The sequence below is a fragment of the Pedobacter frigiditerrae genome, assembly GCF_032678705.1.
Taxonomy (GTDB): Bacteria; Bacteroidota; Bacteroidia; order Sphingobacteriales; family Sphingobacteriaceae; genus Pedobacter; species Pedobacter frigiditerrae_A.
On the sequence record NZ_JAVTSS010000001.1, the window covers coordinates 1,444,930 to 1,468,969 of the forward strand.

General features: G+C 35.0%; 18 protein-coding genes. 13 read left to right on the forward strand and 5 right to left on the reverse strand.

Annotation, left to right across the window (positions count from 1 at the left end):
• The first annotated feature begins 209 nt into the window (after positions 1-209).
• On the forward strand, positions 210-3,365 hold the full coding sequence (locus tag R2Q59_RS05730; RefSeq protein WP_316784320.1) for a TonB-dependent receptor: 3,156 nt from the start codon (positions 210-212) through the stop codon (positions 3,363-3,365).
• Positions 3,366-3,384: 19 nt separating this feature from the next.
• Positions 3,385-4,902, forward strand: coding sequence for a RagB/SusD family nutrient uptake outer membrane protein (locus tag R2Q59_RS05735; protein WP_316784322.1), 1,518 nt, complete (start codon positions 3,385-3,387; stop codon positions 4,900-4,902).
• Between the two features lie 46 nt (positions 4,903-4,948).
• Here R2Q59_RS05735 and pdxH read toward each other — a convergent pair whose 3' ends face one another.
• Entirely contained in the window at positions 4,949-5,599 is a 651-nt protein-coding gene (pdxH, locus tag R2Q59_RS05740) for a pyridoxamine 5'-phosphate oxidase (RefSeq protein WP_316766761.1), read from the reverse strand.
• A gap of 128 nt (positions 5,600-5,727) precedes the next feature.
• Between pdxH and R2Q59_RS05745 the strand changes: the two genes are divergently transcribed.
• The gene (locus R2Q59_RS05745) at positions 5,728-6,291 is read left to right on the forward strand and encodes a YqgE/AlgH family protein (RefSeq protein ID WP_316766763.1); all 564 of its coding nucleotides are present in this window, start codon (positions 5,728-5,730) and stop codon (positions 6,289-6,291) included.
• 48 nt (positions 6,292-6,339) lie between these two features.
• Here R2Q59_RS05745 and purE read toward each other — a convergent pair whose 3' ends face one another.
• Together purE and R2Q59_RS05755 are read right to left on the reverse strand one after the other, a co-directional pair.
• On the reverse strand, positions 6,340-6,831 hold the full coding sequence (gene purE, locus R2Q59_RS05750; protein WP_316766765.1) for a 5-(carboxyamino)imidazole ribonucleotide mutase: 492 nt from the start codon (positions 6,829-6,831) through the stop codon (positions 6,340-6,342).
• Positions 6,832-6,919: 88 nt separating this feature from the next.
• Entirely contained in the window at positions 6,920-8,059 is a 1,140-nt protein-coding gene (locus tag R2Q59_RS05755) for a 5-(carboxyamino)imidazole ribonucleotide synthase (protein WP_316766767.1), read from the reverse strand.
• A gap of 565 nt (positions 8,060-8,624) precedes the next feature.
• Between R2Q59_RS05755 and R2Q59_RS05760 the strand changes: the two genes are divergently transcribed.
• The 5 genes from R2Q59_RS05760 (at position 8,625) to R2Q59_RS05780 (ending at position 13,449) form a co-directional block, all read left to right on the forward strand.
• Positions 8,625-9,212 carry a hypothetical protein gene (locus tag R2Q59_RS05760; protein ID WP_316766768.1) on the forward strand — a complete coding sequence of 196 codons (588 nt, stop codon included), beginning with the start codon at positions 8,625-8,627 and terminating at the stop codon, positions 9,210-9,212.
• Between the two features lie 126 nt (positions 9,213-9,338).
• Positions 9,339-10,529, forward strand: coding sequence for an aminoacetone oxidase family FAD-binding enzyme (locus R2Q59_RS05765; protein ID WP_316784324.1), 1,191 nt, complete (start codon positions 9,339-9,341; stop codon positions 10,527-10,529).
• Positions 10,530-10,660: 131 nt separating this feature from the next.
• On the forward strand, positions 10,661-10,903 hold the full coding sequence (locus tag R2Q59_RS05770; RefSeq protein WP_316784326.1) for a DUF433 domain-containing protein: 243 nt from the start codon (positions 10,661-10,663) through the stop codon (positions 10,901-10,903).
• Positions 10,887-11,213, forward strand: a complete 327-nt coding sequence (locus R2Q59_RS05775; RefSeq protein ID WP_316784328.1) for a DUF5615 family PIN-like protein — start codon at positions 10,887-10,889, stop codon at positions 11,211-11,213. Before R2Q59_RS05770 ends, R2Q59_RS05775 begins: the two co-directional genes overlap by 17 nt.
• A 46-nt stretch (positions 11,214-11,259) precedes the next feature.
• The gene (locus tag R2Q59_RS05780) at positions 11,260-13,449 is read left to right on the forward strand and encodes a radical SAM protein (RefSeq protein WP_316784330.1); all 2,190 of its coding nucleotides are present in this window, start codon (positions 11,260-11,262) and stop codon (positions 13,447-13,449) included.
• A 301-nt stretch (positions 13,450-13,750) separates the two neighbouring features.
• Here the strand turns inward: R2Q59_RS05780 and R2Q59_RS05785 are convergent, their stop codons facing one another.
• Positions 13,751-14,233 carry an SRPBCC family protein gene (locus R2Q59_RS05785; RefSeq protein WP_316784332.1) on the reverse strand — a complete coding sequence of 161 codons (483 nt, stop codon included), beginning with the start codon at positions 14,231-14,233 and terminating at the stop codon, positions 13,751-13,753.
• A 4-nt stretch (positions 14,234-14,237) separates the two neighbouring features.
• Positions 14,238-17,489, reverse strand: coding sequence for an amidohydrolase family protein (locus R2Q59_RS05790; RefSeq protein WP_316784334.1), 3,252 nt, complete (start codon positions 17,487-17,489; stop codon positions 14,238-14,240).
• Between the two features lie 74 nt (positions 17,490-17,563).
• Here R2Q59_RS05790 and R2Q59_RS05795 point away from each other — a divergent pair, with 74 nt between their 5' ends.
• From R2Q59_RS05795 to R2Q59_RS05815, 5 genes are all read left to right on the forward strand, one after another.
• A complete protein-coding gene (locus R2Q59_RS05795) occupies positions 17,564-19,456 on the forward strand; it encodes an ATP-dependent DNA helicase RecQ (protein WP_316784335.1) in 1,893 nt (630 codons plus the stop codon).
• Between the two features lie 110 nt (positions 19,457-19,566).
• Complete coding sequence (locus R2Q59_RS05800) at positions 19,567-20,880, forward strand: MFS transporter (protein WP_316784337.1); 1,314 nt, start codon at positions 19,567-19,569, stop codon at positions 20,878-20,880.
• 25 nt (positions 20,881-20,905) lie between these two features.
• A complete protein-coding gene (locus R2Q59_RS05805; RefSeq protein WP_316784339.1) occupies positions 20,906-21,634 on the forward strand; it encodes a (Fe-S)-binding protein in 729 nt (242 codons plus the stop codon).
• A 187-nt stretch (positions 21,635-21,821) separates the two neighbouring features.
• Entirely contained in the window at positions 21,822-22,748 is a 927-nt protein-coding gene (locus R2Q59_RS05810; protein ID WP_316784342.1) for a hypothetical protein, read from the forward strand.
• Positions 22,749-22,853: 105 nt separating this feature from the next.
• Positions 22,854-23,942, forward strand: a complete 1,089-nt coding sequence (locus R2Q59_RS05815; protein ID WP_316784344.1) for an acyltransferase — start codon at positions 22,854-22,856, stop codon at positions 23,940-23,942.
• Positions 23,943-24,040 lie beyond the last annotated feature (98 nt).

The window sequence follows — 24,040 nt, forward strand, 5'->3', positions numbered from 1 at the left end:
TTATATATTAAATACTGATGCTTTTTTGAGTTTAAAAAAAATCGATTTAGTATTTAAAATTTGTTGGGTTTTATGATAATATTTAAAAAACTGGATGTTTAAACATTATAAAAAAAACTTTTTCTTTGTAAAAATAATATTGCAATACAATATCGATAGCTGTATATTGCGCTCTATTTTTTTAAAAATTTAACATTAAATTAACTTAAATGAAACAAAAATTACTAAAATTATTTGTTTTGAGCTTGCTTGCTATTAGTACAGCATTTGCACAAAGCAAAAAGATTACCGGTAAAGTTTTAGGTGCGGAAGATGGTCTTCCAATTCCTGGAGTTTCCGTAAAAATTAAAGGTACTAATACTGCCGTTCAAACTGAAAACAATGGTACTTATAGTATTACCGTACCAAGTTCAGAAACAGTTTTGGTTTATTCTTACTTGTCTTATGTAACTATTGAAAAGAGTGTTGGCAACCAAACAACTATTAATGTTTCTTTAGAAACGGCAACAAACACTTTGAATCAGGTAGTTGTTGTGGCTTATGGTACACAAAAGAAAAGTGCAATTACTGGTTCTGTAGCAACTATTGGAGCTGCTGACATTGAAAAGCGTACAGTTACCAATGCAACTCAATTGTTGCAAGGTGCATCTCCTGGAGTATTAACTACCTCTGGAAATGGCCAACCAGGTACTAATACGACAATCCGTTTACGTGGTTTCGGTTCTTTTGCTGCATCAAGTAGTCCTCTAGTCGTTTTAGATGGATCACAATATGATGGAAGTATTGGTGATATTAATGTGAATGATATCGACAACATCTCAATCTTGAAAGATGCATCTTCATCTGCCTTGTATGGTGCTAGAGCTGCAAATGGTGTAATTATCATTACCACAAAAAGAGGTAAATCAGGGTCATCTAGTCTTAATGCGACTATTAACCAAGGTTTTTCTGAAAGAGGGACACCCGAATATAACAGATTAGATGCTTATCAGTACTATCCAGCTTACTGGCAAGCTATTAAAAATAACTTGATGTTCACTGCATCTCCTGCTCAAACAGAAGCTGTTGCTTCTCAGAATGCAACAAATACAGTGGCTACTAACTTGGTTTACAATCCTTTTAATGTTCCAAATAATCAAGTAGTTGGCTTAGATGGTATGCTTAACCCAAATGCGTCGTTACTGTATGATGAATTTGATTGGTTTAAACCGATGACAAGAACGGGTAAAAGAACGGATGCGAATATGAGTTTCTCAGGAAAAACTGAGAAAGCTGATTATTTCGTATCATTAGGTTATTTGAAAGACAATGGATACATTATTAAATCAGATTTTAAAAGATTTAACGGACGTATTAATGTTAATGGACAGATTAAGCCTTGGTTAAAAACTGGTTTAAATTTATCTGCATCACTTACTGATTTAAACAATGCTTTTGATAGTGCAACAGGTAATGCTTCTAGTTTTGTAAATGCGTTTAGCTTTGCGAGAGGTATGGGGCCAATTTATCCAGTTCACGCTCGTTCAGCTAGTGGCTCAACTATTTTTAACCCTCTTACAGGAGAGGACTGGTATGATTTTGGTCAACATCCAGGAGCGGTTAATCGTCCAACAGGAGCATCAGCAGGTAGGCACGTAATTTATGAGACAATGCTAAATGATAACTTGGCTAGAAGAAATAATTTTGGTGCTAGAACTTATGTTGATGTTACATTCTTAAAAGATTTCACTTTTACACCTGCGATTAATATCGATATTAGAAGCAACGTAACAAATCAATACCAAAATCCTTTGGTAGGTGATGGAGCTTCTGTAAATGGTCTTGCATCATATGCTACTAACACTGTTAAATCTTATACATTTAACCAAATCTTAAACTATAGAAAAATGCTAGGTAGCCATAATATCACCGCCACATTAGGTCACGAAAATTATGATTATACAATCAGATCTTTCTCTGGAAGTAAAACTAGCCAAACCGCTAGAGGAAACACTGAGTTAGCAAACTTTGTTACAATTAGTGGCTTAACAGGAAATAGAGATCTGGATAGAATTGAATCTTATTTTTCTAGAGCAACTTACAATTACAATGAAAAATATTTTTTGGAGGGATCGGTTAGAAGAGATGGAAGTTCTAGATTTGCTGCTGCAAAAAGATGGGGAACATTTTTCTCTGCAGGAGCCTCATGGAGTATTATTAAAGAAGATTTCATGAAAAACTTGAATTGGGTTAGTGATTTAAGATTGAAAGCTTCTTATGGTGAAGTTGGAAACAATGCTTTAGATACTTTCTATGCTTATGATGCTTTTTATGACCTAGGTTTTAACAACAGTAGTGAGCCAGGTGTATTGCTTTCAAGTTTAGCAGCACCTAATTTAAAATGGGAAACATCTAAAACATTAAACTTAGGTTTATCTTTTGGATTTCTTAAAAACAGAATATTAGGAGAACTAGAATACTTTAAGAGAGGTTCAGGAGAATTGCTTTTCAGTATTCCAAAACCATTATCTAATGCTGTTACTTCTGAGTTAGCAAATATTGGTTCAATGGAAAATAGAGGTTGGGAACTTCAGCTAAGCGGCGATATTTTAAGAACCAAAAACTTTAACTGGAATTTGTTAACCAACTGGACAATATTTAAAAATGAAATTACTGCATTACCTGTTGAAACACCAACCATAATTTCTGGTACAAAGAGAAGGGAAGTTGGTCAAGATATTTATGCTTTTTGGTTGAGACAATATGCGGGTGTAGATCCTAATGATGGTTCTGCATTATATATTCCAGCAGATGGAACTGCTGCTTCAAACATTAGAACGGTAAATGGTGTTCAGTATGTAACAAACCAAACCTTTGCTAAATTCGCTTACTCTGGAACCGCAATCCCAGATTTATCTGGATCATTTACCAATACATTTACTTACAAAGATTTATCATTATCTTTCTTAATTAACTATCAAATTGGTGGAAAGTTCTATGATAGTGTTTATCAAGGTTTAATGAGCCTTAGTTATGGCTCTGCATTACATGCTGATGCTGCTGGAGCTTGGACCACTACCAATAAAACTAGTCAAATCCCTCGCTTAGATTATGGTAACACTACTAACATTAATGCTGCTTCTAGCAGGTGGTTAGTTGATGCATCATATATAAACTTTGCTAACGTAAATCTTTCTTACAGATTGCCTAAATCGCTACTAAGTAAGATTGATGTTGCTGGTGCAAAAGTATTTTTTACGGGAGAGAATTTAGGGACAATTTCTAAGAGAAGAGGATTAGATCCAAGACAATCATTTGATGGTGTAAATGGTGCAACTTATTTGTCGGGCAGAATTTATAGTTTTGGTTTAAGTCTTTCACTATAATTAGTTAATATTTAAAGAGATGAAAAAAATTATTTTATTTTCAGCTGTGGTAGCTTTAGTAGCTATTTCTAGTTGTAAAAAAGAGTATTTGGAAACCGCACCAACTGATAAAGTTGCTGCTGGAGATGTATTTACAAGTACTACTAATGCAAATACTGTATTAAATGGTATTTACAGATATATGTTCGAAAGAACAACAACTACCACAAGTAACGCACAAGGTAAGCCTGGTGTTGCTGGTATCATGTTGGCGATTGATTTTATGGGAGAAGATTTGCATCAAGGTGCTGCTACTTGGTTTACTTCTACTGGAGAGGGTAATTATGTGGCACCTAGGACTGATACCCATGCTTCTAACATTTGGGTATACAGAACTTTCTATAGAATTATAGGTAATGCAAATGCAATTCTTGATAACATCGATGAGGTTCCTGGTCTTGCTGCAGACAAAAATAGAATTAAGGCAGAAGCTTTAACATTAAGGGCTTATGCTTATTCTTATCTAGTTCAATTTTATGGAAAAAGATACGATGCACTTGCAAAGCCTAACAACCAATTAGCTGTTCCTTTATTGTTGAAATCTACTGATAGTCAAAAACCAAGGGTAAGTGTTGAGGCTGTTTATACTCAAATCAATGCAGATCTTGATGCAGCAATTGCTTTAAATCTTACAACAAAAGTAAGTAAGAGTCATGCTGACGTTTGGGTTGCTAAAGGTTTAAAAGCTAGGGTTGCTTTAACTATGGGCGACTATGCAACTGCAATTACATATGCAAAACAAATTATTGACGGTAACGCATATCCATTAATGGATGCAGCAGCCTATCAAAGTGGATTTAATAATGCACCATCTTTATCTGAAGTAATGTGGGCAATGATGCCTAATTTAGAACAAGGTGATACATTTGGTTCTTTCTTTGCTCAAATTGCATACAATGCAAATACAACTTATCAAAGAGGTACACCAAAAAGAATTAACTCTGCTTTATACGCTCAAATTCCAGCAACTGATGTAAGAGCTAAAATGTGGGAACCAGCACCAACAGCAACAAACTTCCCATTACCTGCAACTACATTTGTTAGACAGCCTTTTATGAGCAGAAAATATTCTGTTAAAACAGTTGGTGACCCATCTTTAGGAGATGTGCCAATTATGAGGACTTCAGAAATGTACTTAATCCTAGCTGAGGCCTATGCTAAATCTGCTGTGCCCCAAACATTGTTAGCTCAACAAGCATTATACACTTTGAATTTCAAAAGAAATCCAAACTATGTAATTTCTACAAGTACGGGTGCAACGTTGATTAATGAGATTTTAACTTATAGAAGGATTGAACTTTGGGGTGAAGGTTTCAGATATTTAGATTTGAAACGCTTAAATCTGCCATTAGATAGAACGACAGCAAATGTTCCTAACTTTACTGCTGCATCTGTAGCAAATTTCTTGCAATTACCAGCTGGAGATGTAAGATGGGAGTGGTTTATTCCTAGATCTGAGATTGATGCAAATCCAAATATTGGACCTCAAAATCCATAATATTAATAACCTAACAAAAAACCCGCATATGCGGGTTTTTTTTGTTTTAAGGCGCTAATCTATTCGTCTGCCATTTACCGTTAATCAAATCATATTTAATTCTATCATGTAAACGGCTTGTTCTGCCTTGCCAAAACTCTATAGACGTTGGTTTAACAATGTATCCGCCCCAATGCGCTGGTTTTGGAATTGTTTTACCTTCATATTGAGTAGTTAATTCTTCTACCTTGTTTTCTAATAGTTGCCTATCAGTTATAATTTGACTTTGAGGAGAAACTATTGCGCCGATTTGACTGCCAATTGGTCTAGAATGGAAATATTTTTCTGAAGCTTCTTTAGATAATTTCTCAATCTTACCTTCAATACGAACTTGTCTTTCTAGCTCTGCCCAAAAGAAAACTAAACAAGCTTGTGGGTTTTTCTTAATCTCTTTGCCTTTTGTACTTAAGTAATTGGTGTAGAAACTGAAACCATTTTCATCAAATCCTTTTAACAAAACGATACGGGCATTAGGTTTGCCAGATTTATCAGCAGTTGCCAAAGTCATTACATTTGGCTCATATAATTGAGCATCCATTGCTGCAGCAAACCACTTTTCGAATTGTTTAATTGGGTTTTTATCTGCATCCTTTTCGCTTAACTCTGCAGATCGATAGTCTTGTCGCAAACTTTGTATCATTTCTTTTGTTAGTTCCATAGCACAAAAATAGACTTTAGTTTTTTCAATTTTTTGATTTAGAATATAATTTTGTTTGATTATGCTTATAATACAATTGTTATTCTGCTACATTTTGTATAATCATTCTGGTTTCTTAATTTTCACAAATGTTAAGCAAAGTAATACCTTCTACCGGAAAACTACTGATATCAGAGCCGTTTTTGAATGACCCAAATTTTAAACGTTCGGTTGTTTTAATGGCAGAACACAGTGAGGAAGGTACTTTAGGTTTTATTTTAAATCATCCAAGCCAGTTTTTATTAAAGGATTTGGTTCCCGATTTATGGGAAGCAGATTTCCCTGTTTTTATTGGCGGACCAGTAGAAGTGGATACCATCCATTTTATTCATCGTTGTTATGATAAATTAAACAGTGGAGAAGAAATCGCAAAAGGAATTTACTGGGGTGGAAACTTTGAAACACTTAAAATATTGGTGAACAATAATAGCATTTCAACTGATGAAGTAAAGTTTTTTCTAGGTTATTCTGGTTGGGGTATAGATCAACTGACTGAAGAGATCAATGAAAATACTTGGATAGTTTCCGACCAGTTCCATCAAGATGTTGTCTTTTCACACAATGAAGAAGAACTTTGGAGAGAAGTTATCATCAACTTGGGTCCAAAGTACGCTCACGTTAGTAATTTCCCTATTGATCCGAGTTTGAATTAGTTTGGAGTTGAGAGTTTTTAGTTTGGAGTGCTTTAAACTCCCAACTCCTTACTCCAAACTCATCTCACTGGCACTTTCCTCTACCTTTTTCCTTAATTCATCCTTGTAAGCTTGCATCTTTTGAGCTAAGCTATCATCGGCAGTTGCCAAAATTTGAACAGCCAATAAACCAGCATTTTTAGCCGCATTTAAAGCAACTGTTGCAACTGGAATACCATTTGGCATTTGCAGAATAGATAAGATAGAATCCCAACCATCAATAGAATTTGAAGATTTAACGGGAACGCCAATTACTGGCAATGTTGTAATTGATGCAACCATTCCAGGCAAGTGAGCAGCGCCACCAGCACCAGCAATAATCACCTTTAAACCTTTTTGCGCAGCCTCTTTAGCATAAGTAAACATTCTTTCAGGTGTACGGTGAGCCGAAACTACAGTCATTTCAAATTCAACACCAAATTCCTTACAGATATCAGCAGCATCTTGCATCACATTTAAATCAGATTTGCTACCCATTATTATACCTACTCTTGCGCTCATATTTTTATTTTTTGGTAATTCAGTATTTTTTATCGTTTATTCTTGTTTGCGATTGTCTCAATTCTCATATCGCACATCTCATATCTATTTATGAAATCACTTTCAAAGTCTGCTGCACATATCTTGCCTTCTCAATAGCGTGGTCGCGGTTTTGGTCTACAATGGTAATGTGTCCCATTTTGCGGAAAGGTTTGGTATATTTCTTTCCGTATAAATGTACATAAACACCATCAATGGCCATTATTTTCTCTAAACCATCGTATTTAGCTAAACCATCGTGACCTTTTTCTCCTAATAAATTAATCATTACAGCATTGCTAATAGAACGAGTATCGCCCAATGGTAAATTAAAAATGGAACGTAAATGCTGCTCAAACTGAGAAACATAATTGCCTTCAATAGTTTGGTGCCCGCTATTATGCGGTCTAGGAGCTAATTCATTAACCAAAATATCTCCGTTTTTGGTAACGAACATTTCTACTGCCAAAATTCCAGTAACATTTAAGGCAGATGCAATATCAATGGCAATTTTCTCTGCTCTTTTTTGAATATCGTCAGGGTAAGTTGATGGAGAAATCAAGAATTCTACCAAGTTAGCTTCGGCATTGAATTCCATTTCCACCATCGGGAAGGTTTTCATATCGCCATTTGCATTTCTGGCAACAATAACCGCAATTTCCTTATCAAAATCTACCAATTCTTCAATTAACGATGGTGCTTCAAAAGCGTTATCTACATCGGCAAGATTGCTGATTTTCATTACACCTTTGCCATCATAACCATCTTTACGTTGTTTTAAAATGTATGGAAAAGGAAAATTTCCATTGGTTAAATCAGCAACAGAACTTACCAATTGAAAAGGAGCAGTAGGGATGCCATTTTCTTTAAAAAATTGCTTTTGCACACCTTTATCTTGTATTAAACGAATAACACGAGACTGGGGAAACACCATTTTACCTTCTTTTTCTAATTGTTCTAGAGCTTCGATGTTAACTTTTTCGATTTCTATGGTAATAATGTCTGCCTTCTTACCGAAGTTGTAAACCGTATCAAAATCTGTAATAGAACCACACTCAAACTTGTTAGCAATACTTTTGCAAGGTGCATCTGGGTCTGGGTCTAAAACTAAAGTGGTTAAATTATAGTTAATGGCCTCTTGTATCAGCATTCTGCCTAGTTGTCCGCCACCTAATATGCCTAATTTTAACTCGCTTATCTGTTTTGCCATTATTTGTAATAGATTTTTAGAGACGCAAAAATAACAAAAAATAAACGCGAATTGGGATTTTGTGAAATCAAGCTTTATCTATTTTTTTGAAGCGCAAGGTTCAGTGCTACTATTAAAATTTAGTCCCGCCATCCGCTTTACTTCGCCCTGCGTAAACTTTGGCTACGTGTTCGCTACTGTCGCGGCTAGTTAACAAATAATTGTGCTACTATTACCTGCAAACTTTATGTAAATGAATACAATGTGCGTGGAGACACGCACATTGGCGTCTCGCCTTGGTTCGTGTCTTCAAGAAAAAGAATACTCATATTTTTTGACCTCAGGGAGGTCTTATATTTATAGCTTGATAGTTAATGTAGTATCCGACCCCAGCTGGGGTCGAATGTATCTTTTATAATTTGCTATATATATTATCCCCCTGGGATAATAATAACTATAAGCGTAGCAAAAAATAAAATTGTTATTAACAGTTCTTGTCTTCTTAAACCAATTTATTTTTAAGCCGTAATTGTTCTTTGTTCACTCAAACATTAATAACTTAGGTATCATACTTTAAGAAATATTTATGGGATTAAGTATTCATTACAGCGGACAAATAAAAGCACCTGAATTGCTGCCTTATTTAATTGAAGAAGTAAAAGACATAGCAGAGATTTACAAATGGAAATATCATATTTACGATGCTGTTTTTTCTAAAAACTCGGTTGAAGAGATACCATCTTCTAAACAGGTTTATGGCATTAGCTTTACACCAACTAATTGTGAAACTATTTCTTTAACTTTTTTGAGGAGTGGCGTAATGATTTGCCCCATTAGACTATTTCTTTCTCTAAATCCTCAAGATGAGCAAGAACAAATATTTCTGAATACAATTTCCGTAAAAACGCAATATGCAGGTGTCGAATTACATCAATTTATTATTCACTTGCTTAAATATTTAAACGATAAATATTTTAGTAATTTCATTGTTAATGACGAAAGTGAATACTGGGAAACGGGCGATGAAGAAAAAATGAAAAACCAATTTAAGAAATACAACGAATTGGTAGAGAATTTTGCCCTTGCTATTGAGACTTTTCCATCAAAAAATGGAGAGGATATGATTGCGTATTTTGAAAGATTAATGAAAAAAGTTAATGACTTAAATAAATAGCTTTGTTTCCCTTTTCTTAGTTCGGGTCTTCCTAACCAATTTAATTTAGAATTATAGCTTTTCTTATAACTTTCTCGCCTTGGTTCGTGTCTCCACTAACCAATTATTTCTTATAACTTTGCAACAATGGATGCAGATGCAATAATTATTGGTGCCGGTGCTTGTGGGTTAATGTGTGCAGTGCAAGCTGGTTTTTTGGGCAAAAAAGTTATTGTGCTCGAAAAAAATAACAAATCTGGTGCTAAAATCTTAATTTCTGGTGGTGGTAGATGCAATTTTACCAATCAATGGGCAACCACAGAACAGTTTATTTCTGCCAATCCACATTTCCTTAAATCTTCTTTTAATCAATGGACAGTTGAAGATACCGTCAACTTTTTTGAAACTTATGGTATTGTAGGTAAGGAGAAAACCTTAGGTCAGCTGTTTCCAGAGGATAAGAATGCTAAAGATATAGTTGAAGTTTTTACATCACTTTGCGAAGAAATGGAGCAAGAAATTTGGTGCAATGCCGATGTAAAAAATATTGAGCAAACTGATGAAGGCTTTACAGTAAGTTATGCCGTTGGTGATAAAATCAAATCTATATCTGCTCCCAAAGTGGTAATTGCAAGTGGCGGACTGCCAATTCCAAAAATGGGTGCAACTGATTTTGCATTGAGATTTGCTCGTAACAATGGATTGAAAATTATAAAAACTGCTCCAGCTTTAGTTCCATTAACTATTACGGGTAAGGATGAAGATTGGTATGCACAACTATCTGGCAATTCTGTTTTTTGTGAAGTGAGTAACGATGAAATCTCCTTCGAAGAGAATATTCTATTTACACATTGGGGTTTAAGCGGCCCTGCAATTTTGCAAATTTCTTCTTACTGGCGAAGGGGCGAAGTATTTAATATCAACTTATTACCCAATCAAAACATAATTGAATTAATAGACGATGAACGTAAATCAAACGGAAAAACACTATTATCAACTTTGTTAAACCGCTTTTATGCCAAAAAATTTACAGATGCTTTGGGGAAGTTTTTGCCATTGACAAAAACCGTAGCCGATTTAAGCAAAGGTGACATGGAACTAATTCATCAAACCATTCACGAGTTTAAAGTAAAACCTGCAGGAGATAAAGGTTACGATAAAGCCGAAGTAATGCGTGGTGGAATTGATACTAACGAAATTTCCTCTAAAACTTTAGAATGTAAAAAAATACCAGGTTTGTATTTTGGCGGCGAATGTATGGATGTAACTGGTTGGTTGGGTGGCTATAACTTCCAATGGGCTTGGGCAAGTGGTTTTGTAATTGCACAGAATTTATAATATGTTCGTCACCCTGAATTTATTTCAGGGTCTTTCTTGCAGGAGAATTGTTTCGTTTCTCAGGATATGCTAAACTAATCTAGTAGCTCACTAAACAGAATTTATAGAAATATTTTAGTAAATTTGATAGTATGGAAGCATTAAAAGACATTTTATCAGTTGATACTGAAATTTTAGGTGGTCAGCCTGTGTTTTCTGGTACTAGAGTTCCAATTGAAACTTTATTTGACCACATAGAAAAAGGAATTACCATTGATGAATTTTTAGAAGACTTTCCTGGTGTTTCAAAAAAGCAAGTTTTGGCATTATTGGAAGTAGCAAATAAATTAGTTACAGCTGGGAATATAGAAAAGTTATATGAAATTGCTTCTTGATGAAAATCTTCCCAAAAGATTAAAAGAACATTTTCAAAACCACGAAATTTATACAGTTAGAGATATGAATTGGAATGGTGTGAAAAATGGAGCATTGTTGAAGTTGATGATTGAAAATGAATTTATTGCTTTGATTACATTTGATAAAAACCTTCAATTTCAGCAAAACTTTGCTAAATATACATTGCCCATAATTGTATTAAACGCAAAAGATAATACTTATTTAACGCTTAAAGAATTTGTTCCTGAAATCTTAATTGCATTAAAAGGGAATTTAAAAGCAGGAAGTAATATTATTTCCAAGCCATAAAATTCTCTTTAAGAAAATTCCTGTATTTTTGCAGAAAACAAATCCTTTGAAAAGCGACCTTCTTTTAATTACACCGCCATTTACACAACTGAATACTCCGTATCCAGCAACTGCGTATATCAAAGGTTTTTTAAATACAAAAGGGATTTCTTCAACCCAAGCAGATTTAGGAATTGAAGTAATCTTAGCGTTGTTTTCTAAAAAAGGATTAAGCCCCCTAACCCCCAAAGGGGGAATTGAACATCTGTCAGAAAATGCCAATCGGATTATTTCTCTATGGGATGAATACCTAAAAACAATAGACTCTGTTATCGCATTTTTACAAGGGAAAAATCCAACATTAGCATTACAGATTTGCCAAGAAGATTATTTGCCGGAAGCTTCTCGTTTTGCGCAGTTAGAGGAGTTAGATTGGGCTTTTGGTGCAATGGGAACGCAAGATAAAGCCAAACACTTAGCCACACTTTATTTAGAAGATATATCTGATTTTATTGTAGAATGTGTAGACCCAAATTTTGGTTTTAGTCGTTATGCAGAGCGATTAGGTAGAAGCGCAAATTCATTTGATGAATTGTATGCTGCTTTAAATCAAGAGCCTACCTACATAGATAAAATTCTCATCAATATCCTTAAAAGTAGAATAGAGGAAGTTGAACCTAAGCTATTTCTCGTCTCTGTTCCTTTTCCAGGGAATTTATATGCGGCTTTTCGCTGTGCACAATATGTAAAGCGAAACTATCCGCATATTAAAATATCGATGGGTGGTGGTTTTCCAAATACAGAATTACGTTCACTTTCTGATAAAAGAGTATTCGAATTTTTCGATTACATTACTTTGGATGATGGTGAATTACCAATTGAATTATTGTGCAATGCGATTATAAAAGGTGGCGAATTTAATCTCTACAAAAGAACTTTTTTATTAGAAAATGGAGAAGTTGCTTATAGAAACGATGCTTTAAAGAGCGACTACAAACAGGCTGATGTGGGTACGCCAGATTATTCAGATTTGCAGTTAGACAATTACATCTCAGTCATAGAAATTGTAAATCCGATGCACAGAATGTGGAGTGATGGTCGCTGGAATAAACTCACTATGGCACACGGTTGTTATTGGGGTAAATGTACTTTCTGCGATATCTCTTTAGATTACATCAAAGTTTACGAACCTGTTGCCGCAAAGCTGATTGTGGATAGGATAGAAGACCTAGCCGAAAAAACAGGTCAAAATGGTTTTCACTTTGTGGATGAAGCGGCACCACCAGCGCTAATGCGTGAAGTAGCTTTAGAAATTTTAAGAAGAAAGATTTCTGTTACCTGGTGGACTAACATTCGTTTCGAGAAAAGTTTTACTGCTGATTTGTGTTTACTATTAAAAGCGTCTGGCTGTATCGCTGTTTCTGGCGGTTTAGAAGTCGCGTCAGACAGATTATTGAAGCTGATTGATAAAGGTGTAACAGTAGAGCAAGTTGCTAAGGTAACTCGGAATTTTACTGAGGCAGGAATAATGGTTCATGCTTACTTAATGTATGGTTATCCAACTCAAACCGTGCAAGAAACAGTGGATAGCTTAGAAATGGTTCGTCAATTATTTGAAGCTGGAGTTTTGCAATCTGGCTTTTGGCATCAATTTGCAATGACAGCGCATAGTCCAGTAGGTTTGTATCCTGAGAAATTTGGTGTGGTAAAGGAAACGGAAGCCATTGGAACTTTTGCCAACAACGATATAAACTATACAGATAAAACTGGAATTGACCACAACAAGTTCAGTTTCGGATTGAAAAAATCGCTCTTCAATTTTATGCATGGCATTTGTTTCGATTACAAGCTCCAAGATTGGTTTGATTTTAAAATTCCTAGAACTACCATCCCCTCCAATTTTATTGATAAAGCTTTGCATGATGCTGATAATTTTAATGTTAAACCAACAGCCAAAATAGTTTGGTTGGGAGGAAAACCAACGACAGAAACCTTTGTTAAATCTAAAAAAGGCAATACTTGGGAAATGATGACTTTGAATTTCCATAGTAAAAAGGAATCTTTCAGCATTCAGACCAGTATAAAAGAAGGGGAGTGGATGATTTCTATTTTAGACAAAATCTCAGTTTCAAATGAAAAGACTTTGACCTTTCAAGAAATCAAAGCTGATTTTGAAAATAACATTGAACATTTTGAATTATTCTGGTATTCAAAACCAATCAATACCTTAAGGGAATTTGGACTTTTAGTTCTTTAAACTTAACTTAGCTTTCATAATCCCACCATTAATTTGAACCTTTTTAAGGTTCTAGTTCATCTTAAATTTTATCGTTTCAGGCCTTGTTCAAGTCCACCACAAGTCCACGTTAAGTGCACCTTTAGTGCACGTTAAATCCACCCCTCATTCGATATTCCTTCGTGAGCTATTCGTGTTAAGTAGCAGACTGCTTTTGCAAAATGGGCATTTATACGAACAAATGTGGATGTTAACTGGGAGAAGAAAGGGAAACGTCTGTTTTAACAGTTGAAAATAGGAAATATGGCTAGAAAAAAATAAATTATTGCCTTTCAGCAACCTCTTTAATTACTCTATTTCTCTCCATCAAAAAAGTAGTCATGTATTTCTTAAGGATAATCCTATTAAATAACTTCCCTAGAATCCCGTAAGGAACACCATAAGCAAATACATCTTTCATTTCGGTAACTCCATTGTTTTCTTCAAAATAATGGTCGTGTTTTATGAAACTAAAAGCACCATTTACCATACAATCTTGAAAATGATAAGGCGCTTTTAGCTTGGTTATTTTTGAGCTTAAGGTTTGATAAAATCCGAAATGTTTGGCTTGCCAAGTTATTTCATCACCTAGTTCGCACAAACCACTAGTTCTGCCTGCAATAGCTTTTTCATTGGTTTTTGCAGTAGATAATTGATGGATATCTATACTTCTGGCACAATCAAATACGACTTGAAAATGCGCATTGATAGAAGTAGAAAGTATTATTTCAGTTCCATTTTTCCTTTTACCTTTTCCATCTTCCATTAAGTTAATCGCAATTTGGCACTGTAAAAGTCCAAGTTTCAGATATTTTATAAGGAATAGAAAACGCAACCCCTTTGTCTAACTCGAACCATAATTTAGTACGAGCTTTTTCTCTAGTTCCAGTTTCATTCATCGTCATGCTATCATACAGCCTACCGTTAACCATCACATACTTAATTCTTTCTGAGTTTCTAATGTCATCCAAAGGATTCGAATCCATTACCACTAAATCGCCCAATTTACCTACTTCTAAAGATCCGATTTCTTTATCCATTCCCAAATAATGTGCACCGTTTAAAGTTGCGTTGCGGATAGCTTGTAATGGCGTTGCGCCACCTTGCACAAACATCCATAACTCCCAATGCGCACCCAAACCTTGTATTTGCCCGTGAGCGCCTAGATTCACCTTTGTTCCACCATCGGCAATTTGTTTTACAGATTTTGAAACATCGATATGGTTATAATCTCCATATTCGGAAGTAGTTCTTCTTCTTGAACGAGAATCAATTATCGACCTTGGCGTAAAAGCTAAAAGTCTCTCATTTTCCCAAACATTCGTTCTATCGTACCAATAATTTTCGCCCCACTGACCGCCATAAGCTACAATTAAAGTGGGCGTATATCCCACAGTTGTGTTGTTCCAAAGAGTAGTTACATCTTTATAAACTGGAGCAACTGGAATGCTATGTTCAATTCCTGTATGTCCATCGGCAACCATATTCATATTCGTAAAAAATGTAGAACCGCCTTCTGGCACAACTTCCATTTTTAATTGTCTTGCAGCTTCTAATATCTGCTGGCGTTGGTCTCTACGAGGTTGATTATAAGATTTTACTGAAAATGCACCAACTGCTTTTAATCTTTTTAAATGAGACAGAGCATCATCTAAACTATTAATTACCACTTTAAAATCGCCATCTGCACCATATAATATAGAGCCAGTAGAGTATAATCGCGGACCAATCATTCTACCTGCTTTTAACATTTCACTTTGGCTAAAAACCATTTCCGTATTACTACTAGGGTCATGAGATGTGGTCACGCCAAAAGCTAAATTGGTTAAATAAGACCAATCTTGTTGCGGACTAATCCCGTCTGGACTAGTACGTAAATGAGCGTGAACATCAATCATTCCTGGTATAATGGTCTTGCCATTTACATCTATAATTTTTGCATCTGCAGGAATATTCACATCTGCCAATTTACCAACAGCGATAATTTTATTGTTTTCTAAAAGGATTGTGCCTTCTTCAATAACTTCATCACCTTTCATCGTGATAATTCTAGCACCTTTTAGAGCTAAAAATCCAGTCGGAACATCAGTTTTTAATTTTAAACCCAATGCAATTCCAGCCGTATCTAGTTCTGGTAAAACTTGAGGTGCACCTTCCACAAATGTGAAAGTATTTTTAACTTCTCTATTGTAATATTGCTCGCCTAAAGTCCAAAGTAATTTTTTACTGTCAGCGCTCCAATGTAAATATGTTCCAGCATCTTTTGTAACTCTAGCCAAAGGAATAGATTTGTTGCTAGCAGATAAATCTAAAGCAATCCCTGCGGTAACCATCGGAGTGATGTAAGCGTTGAACAGTTCTGTAAATGCCATCCATTTCCCATCTGGACTAGGAACAAACTGATTGGCATATTGAGAAGTGTAATGTGTTCGCTCATTTCCGCCATTCAAATCCATACTCTTAAATGCCTTTTTACCAGCTTCGTTTCCTTGGAAATAAATCCTACTATCATCAATGTTAAACATCGGTTTGATACCATTTTCACTTACCAATGTTTTTGGACCGCCATTCGCTGGAACTATAAATATACCAGTGTTTTTGCTGTATGTTAAGCCTAAGGTTTCGTTACCGCTACCTTTTCTATAAACAATTTTATCACCTTTGTTCGAGTAAGATGGTGAATAGTAATAGCCTTTTTCATCAGTTAAATAGGTCGTTTTGCCAGATTTTATCTCCGTTCTTTTGATGGCTCCTTTAAATTCATCACTCCAGGTTGCATAAACTACAGTCTTTCCATCTGGACTAAATTTTGGCTCGAACTCAAAATCAATCCCATTGGTTAATCTTTCAGGTGTTCCATTAGGTAACTCCTTTTTATATAAATAACCTGCAGCATTAAACACTACAATTTTGCCATCAGGCGATGTAGTTAACTGTCTAACCATTTTAACTGTAAATTCTGGATTGAAAACCTCATGTTCAAAATGCAATGATTGTTGAACAGTTTGTTTGCTATCTACTTCAAAAGGAATGTCTGAAACATACAATGTAGATAAATCAATTTGTTTGATTTTACCTTTAGCATAAAATATAATGCGTTTCGAATCTGGTGTCCATGCAAAGTTTGGATATACCCCAAAAACAGCCCAGGTTTCTTGCTGGTCATGTGATAAATCTTCATATAAAGGATATTCTTCGCCAGTTTTAATGTTCTCTACATATAAAGCAGATTTTAATCTCACTCGTTTTACATAAGCCATAAACTTACCATCTGGCGATATTTGCGGACGAGCAGAGCCACCTTGTTCAGCAATTAAGTTTGTTAATCTTCCTGTTGTTAAGTCCAATTGCCTAATGGCATAAATTAATCCATTTGGGTCTTTGCTGTATTCGAAATTGGGGCCAGGAGAAACATCTTCACTAAAGTATAAAAACTTGCCATCAGGCGATACATTCGGCTCTCCGGCATCTTGTTGGTCGTTTTTTCTTTTGGTTAATTGTACGCCATCACCACCATAAATGCTGTACATCCACATTTCGCCAGCACCTAGCGAACGAGATGCCGTAAAATGTTTACGAGCAATTAAATACTCACTATTAGGCATCCAAGTGGCATTATTTAGCAATCGAAAAGTTTCTTTTGTAATTTGTTTCTTATTGCCACCTTCACGATCCATGATCCAAATGTTATCACCACCACTTTTATCACTAGTATAAGAAATGTATTTCCCATTTGGGCTATAACGTGGCTGAATATCAAAGGCAATTCCACCACTTATTAACTTGGCTGTCCCACCAACAATGGGCATAGTATAAATATCACCCAACAAATCAAAAACTATCTCATTGCCATCTGGACTAACATCTAAATTCATCCAAGTTCCTTCATCAGTTTTAATGTTGAAAGTTTTGGTTTGGCCTTTATATTTTTCTACATCCCATTTTGGGGCTTCTTTTTGAGCTTGTGCAGCAAATGAAATGGTAAGAAATAAACTACTTGTGAATAGGAGAATTTTGTTCATATGAAGGATTGAGATAAATTTTTCGCAATTTAATAATATCACATCGTTTTTATTAGTTTTGATGACACCTTTTTATGACAGCAGCGGAGATATTAAAAAAATATTGGGGATTTGATAATTTTAGACCACTACAGGATGAGATTATCCAATCGGTTTTAAACGGAAAAGATACCCTTGCTTTGTTGCCAACTGGCGGAGGAAAATCTATATGCTTTCAGGTTCCAGCAATGGTGATGGATGGCATTTGCATCGTAGTTTCTCCTTTGGTAGCCTTGATGAAAGACCAAGTTGAAAACTTAAAAGCCAAAGGAATTAATGCCATCGCCATTTATGCTGGGATGGGTAAAAGAGAAATTGATATCCTTTTAGATAATTGTATTTACGGTAACATCAAATTCCTTTATTTATCTCCAGAACGATTGCTTTCGGAAATAGTAAGGGCTCGCATTTCTTATATGAATGTGAATTTAATAGCCATTGATGAGGCTCATTGTATTTCCCAATGGGGATATGATTTCCGTCCGCCGTATTTAAAAGTTAAAGAACTTAGAGAAATTCATCCTGATAAGCCAATATTAGCCTTAACCGCTACTGCCACAGCTTTTGTAAAAGAAGATATCGTTCAGAAACTGGAGATGAAGGATGCTCAGGTTTTTGTTAAAAGTTTCTCGCGTAGAAATTTAAGTTACGTGGTTTATGATTTGGAAGATAAACATAAAAAGTTAATCGAAATAGCTAAAAATGTTAAAGGATGCGGCTTAGTCTATGTGAGAAATAGGCGGGAAACAGCCGAGGTAGCTCATTTTCTACAACGAAATGGAATCGCTGCAGATTTTTATCACGCTGGGATAGAAAAGGATTTACGTTTTAAAAAACAGGAAGATTGGAAGAAGGATATAATTAGAATTATGGTTGCTACCAATGCTTTTGGCATGGGAATCGATAAGCCAAACGTTCGTTTTGTGATACACTTAGATTTACCAGATAGTTTAGAGGCTTATTATCAGGAAGCAGGTAGGGCAGGAAGAGATGAAAATCGTGCCTTTGCAGTATTATTAGCTAATAAATCAGATCAGCTGATATTGAATGCAAAATATACCGATAGTTACCCAACTGTAGATGAAATCAAAAAAACGTATCATTATTTAGGAAGTTATTTTCAACTGGCATTTGGCGCTGGAGAGGGTTTAAGTTTTGAGTTTGATATAGCCGATTTTTGCAAGAAATTTAGTTTAGGTGTAATTAAAACCTTAGCTGCTTTGAAATTCTTGGAACACGATGGTTATATCGCCTTGTCTGAGAATATTTTCTTGCAATCGAGGATTATGTTTACGGCAAGCCACGAAGATGTATATCGTTTTCAAATAGAGAATTCTGCTTACGACCCCATTATAAAAACTATTCAGCGTAGTTATGGAGGTGCTTTTGATGGTTATGTAAAAATAAAAGAATCAGATTTATCTAATCGCTTAAAACTCTCTTACAAAGATGTAATTGAAATTTTAAATCGTTTACAGCAATTTGAAATCCTGTCTTATCTGCCACAAACCGACCAACCGCAACTGCAATTTATTTTGCCCAGAAGAGACCAAGCTCATTTAGATATCGACGTAAAATATATCAAGCTTCGCCAGCAAATTCAAAAAGACCAAGTAAGTGCAGTTTTAAGTTATGCATCTACACAACTTTGCAGAAGTAAACAATTGCTACATTATTTTGGAGAAACGAATGCCGAAAAATGTGGTTTCTGCGATATCTGCCTTGCTGAAAGGAAGTTAGAAGAAGCAGCTCAATTGAAAGATAAAATAGAATTTGAAATTGCCACGCTATTGCAAAGCCAGCATTATAGTTTGGACGATTTAGTTGAAAGTTTAGAGACGGGTACTGACAATGAAAAAATAGAAAGAATTAGGGAATTATTGGATGCTGGAAAAATTAAGACTGATGGAAAGAAGTATTATTTGTAATGAAATGTTAGACATGAGATTTGAGATATGAGTGAAAGTTCCAAGCAACTAAACAACTCCACATTTAACAACTAAGCGATTTTTTATCTACTTTTAGTTAATCTAAAATTATGCAAGCAAAAAACGACAAAAAGACAATTCGCTCTTGGGCTTATTTCGATTGGGCTAATTCAGCTTATAACCTAGTTATCACTTCAACCATATTTCCAGCTTATTATACAATCATCACATCAGATAAAAATCCTGATACGATTGATTATGTGAATTTTTTTGGAAGAAAGTTCGTTAACTCTGCCCTTTACAGTTACGCCATGGCTTTTGCTTTTTTGGTGATCGCAATTTTGTCTCCGATACTTTCTTCTATTGCAGATACAAGAGGTAACAAGAAGGTTTTTATGCAGATGTTTACCTATTTAGGTTCATTAGCTTGTTGCGGGTTGTTTTTCTTCAAGATAGAAACTTTGGAATTGGGCGTTATCTTATGTGTTATTGCGGCGATAGGTTTTTGGGGAAGTTTAGTGTTTTACAATTCTTATTTGCCAGAAATTGCAACTGTTGACCAACAAGATAAAGTGAGTGCCAAAGGTTTTACTTATGGATATATTGGTAGTATCATTTTGCAAATTATATGTTTTGTGTTTGTCTTTAAGCCAGATTGGTTTGGCATAACTGATAGCTCAATTCCAGCTAGGTTATCATTTTTTATGGTTGGCATCTGGTGGATGGTTTTTGCACAAATTCCTTTCAGAAACCTGCCTAAGGGCAGTGCAAACTTTAAAGCAGAAAAAAATGTTTTTACAAATGGATTCAACGAATTAAACAAGGTATGGTTACAGGTTAAAAAAATGGCTTACCTAAAGCGTTTTTTATATGCTTTTTTCTTTTACTCTATGGGTGTGCAGACCGTAATGTTAGTGGCAACCATATTTGGAGAAAAGGAATTACATCTCCCAACAGAAAAACTGATAGCAACTATTCTAATTTTGCAATTGGTAGCTATTCCTGGTGCAATGCTGATGTCATATTTATCATCAAAAAAATATGGCAATGTTAATGTTTTGATAGGCGTTGTAATCATTTGGATTGGTTCATGTGTAGCAGCCTATTTCATACGTACAGAATATCAATTTTATGCCTTAGCAGCTGTAATTGGTTTAATAATGGGCGGAATTCAATCTTTATCGCGTTCAACCTATTCTAAGTTTTTGCCACAAGAAAGTCCAGATCATACTTCATTCTTTAGCTTTTATGACGTAACAGAGAAGGTTGCACTCGTATTTGGTATGTTTAGTTTTGGCTATATTGAGGAATATACTGGGAGTATGAGAAATTCTGTTATCGCATTAACCGTGTTTTTTATTTTAGGTTTAGTATTTTTGCTGTTCTTAAAAAAGGTAGAGCCGAAAACTGTTGTTGTTGAGTAGGGAGCCTGAAATTTAATATCCACTAATGAAGATAGAGTTATTTGTTCCCTGTTTTGTAGACCAATTATATCCTGAAACTGCATTTAATACAATTAAAGTCCTCGAAAAGGCAGGTTGCGAAGTAAGTTATAACTCAAAGCAAACCTGTTGCGGTCAGCCAGCCTATAATGCTGGTTACTGGGAGCAAGCCAAAGAAATTGGCAACAAATTTTTAAACGATTTTTCTGATAATGAATATATAGTTGCTCCATCTGCATCTTGCGTAGGTATGGTAAAAAATGGATTTAATGATTTGTTTACAAATACTATAGTTCATAATAAATGCAGGAATATGCAAGGTAACATCTTTGAACTTTCTGATTTCCTAATCAACATTGTTAAGAAAGATTATTTTGGAGCAGAGCTCGATGGAAAAGCGGTTTACCATGATTCCTGTAGCGGTTTAAGAGAATGTAAAATAAAAGAAGAGCCTCGTCAGCTGCTTTCTAAAGTTCACGGTTTAGAAATGGTAGAGATGAAAGACACTGATATGTGTTGTGGTTTCGGCGGTACTTTCGCCGTTAAATTCGATGCAATTTCATCGGCTATGGCAGAACAAAAGGTAAATAATGCACTAGAAATGGAAGCAGAATACATTATTTCTACAGATTTATCTTGTTTAATGCATTTGGATGGCTACATCAAAAAAAATAATGTGCCTATAAAAACAATGCATATTGCCGATGTATTGGCAAATGGTTGGTTAGATTATTAATTTGGCTAATGGACAATAGTATTTAGCTGATAGTCTGGATGCGTTGCGCAACGTCTATGGACTATGGTCCATTGACTATCAGTCTATCCTTATGTAATAAAAAAGTTATGTTAAAACAAATTAACCTTTTTTAACATTTCAAGTCTAAAAACTACAATAAATTTGTAGTATCAAAAACATTTACAAAATGAACAAAACTCTGATTGCCTTTGTTGGCTTATTTTCAATAGCCTTAACAAGTCAGGCTCAAAAAAAATCTGGAGCAATCCAGTTTGAAACAGCGATAGATCCTGTGGCAATGGCTGCTGAAAGAGGGATAACTTTATCTGAAGAGATGAAAGCTCGGATGCCAAAAAATCAAAAAGCAAACTTCGAATTGTTATTTACTGCTACTAACGCAAGCTATATGCCTGTAGAAGATACTGACGATAGCAATGGTGGTGGCGGTGGTGGTGGAATGATGCGTATGATGCGTTTTGCTGGTGGTGCTGGTGGCCAAAGAGAATATTTCTATTCTTTCGCTGACCAAAAATTGGTAGAAGTATTTGACTTAAGTGATACAACTTACGTAATGCAAAGCAAATTAACTGTTGCATCACAACCTAATTTAAATATGGGTGGTAACAGACAAGGTCAGGCTCAAGGTGGTGCTAATGCAACTGCTCCTGCAACTACTAGTTCAATTGAATATTTACCAGGAGAACCAAGATTTGAAATTGTAAAATCTGATGAGACAAAAAAAATAATTGGTTTTAACTGTAAAAAAGCTATTGTTAAAACTATCCGTAAAGCGAAAGTTTTAGGTGAAGTTGGTGAGATTGCTGATGAAACAGCAGTTTGGTATACAACTGAATTAGGTTTCAATTTTTCGCCAAATCCAAATATGTGGACGGAAGGTACAGTTTTATCTATTGAGACTAAAGGTAGTGCAACAACTGCTAAAAGTATTGAATATAGAGGTGTAAGTGCTAAAGATGTAACAGCTCCGAAAAAGGCTACTCCAATTACTCAAGAAGAGTATGTGGTTAAGATGCAAAACATGATGAAAAGATTTAGCGGTGGCGGTAATAGAGGTGGCCAAGGTAGTCAAGTTAGAAGTGTAATTATTAATTAATTTTTCCTACATAGTTATGAAAGTCTCCCGATGTAAAATCGGGAGACTTTTTTTGTTGTTAAATTTTCTAGATTTGGGAATTAAAGTCCTATTCGCACACATATAATGATTGCCAAAGAAAACTTACTAAAGACAAAACAACATTTTGAGATTTTAGATGGATTAAGAGGAATAGCTGCAATTGCAGTAGTTGTTTTTCATTTTATGGAAATAGCAATTACTGATTATAGTAAAAATTTCATTGGCCATGGTTATTTAGCAGTCGATTTCTTTTTCTGTCTATCTGGTTTTGTAATAGTCTATGCCTATGACAATAGAATTGGACAAATAGGCATCTGGCAATTTGTTAAGTTAAGGCTCATTCGTTTACAACCTTTAGTAATTATTGGCTCTATTTTAGGTTTGCTTACTTTTCTTTTTGACCCGTTTAGCGATTTTTATGCTAGTTATGGTTTTGGCAAAACTGCACTCATTTTTATAAGCTCTGTTTTCGTAATTCCATACCCAGTAATGGAGGAGCGATACTTTAATCTCTTCAATCTAAACGCACCTGCTTGGTCACTCTTTTGGGAATATATAATAAATATAGTTTACGCTTCAGCACTTTTTAAAGCTCCAAAAAGAGTCTTACAGCTACTAACCATATTAGGAGCAGTTATTCTTTTTTATGTAGCTTTTAATTCTAAAAATATTGCAGGTGGTTGGGGTGGTCCAAACTTTTGGGATGGTGGCGCAAGAGTTTTATTTTCATTCCTTTTCGGGATGTTAATTTATCGGTCAAATTGGATTATCAAAAATAACATAGGCTTTTTAGGATTGGGTATATTTTTATTAATTGGATTTTTAATTCCATATAATGATGAATACAACTGGCTTGTTGAGCCAATGCTAGCTATAATTTATTTCCCATTGATAGTTTCCTTAGGAGCTGGTAGTTCTTTAAAGCCATCAGTGAAAAAGTTGGCGGAATTATCTGGAGAAATATCATATCCACTATATATGACGCATTATCCTTTTGTTTGGATATTCCTAACTTACGTTGCTGTGGTTAAGCCCTCGCTTTCTACACTGGCTTTTGTAATTCCTATTTCGGTTATCTCATTAATTATCCTCGCTTATCTGATCTTGATATTTATTGATACGCCAATTCGTAATTATTTAAAAAACAAGCTAACGAAAACTTCTTTAAATTAAGAGTGCTTATACTTTGAAATCTATCCTAAAATAGGCATCTTTGCATTTCAAAAATCACTTGGTATGTGATTTTACTAAACAATTTTTTTAACCTTTAA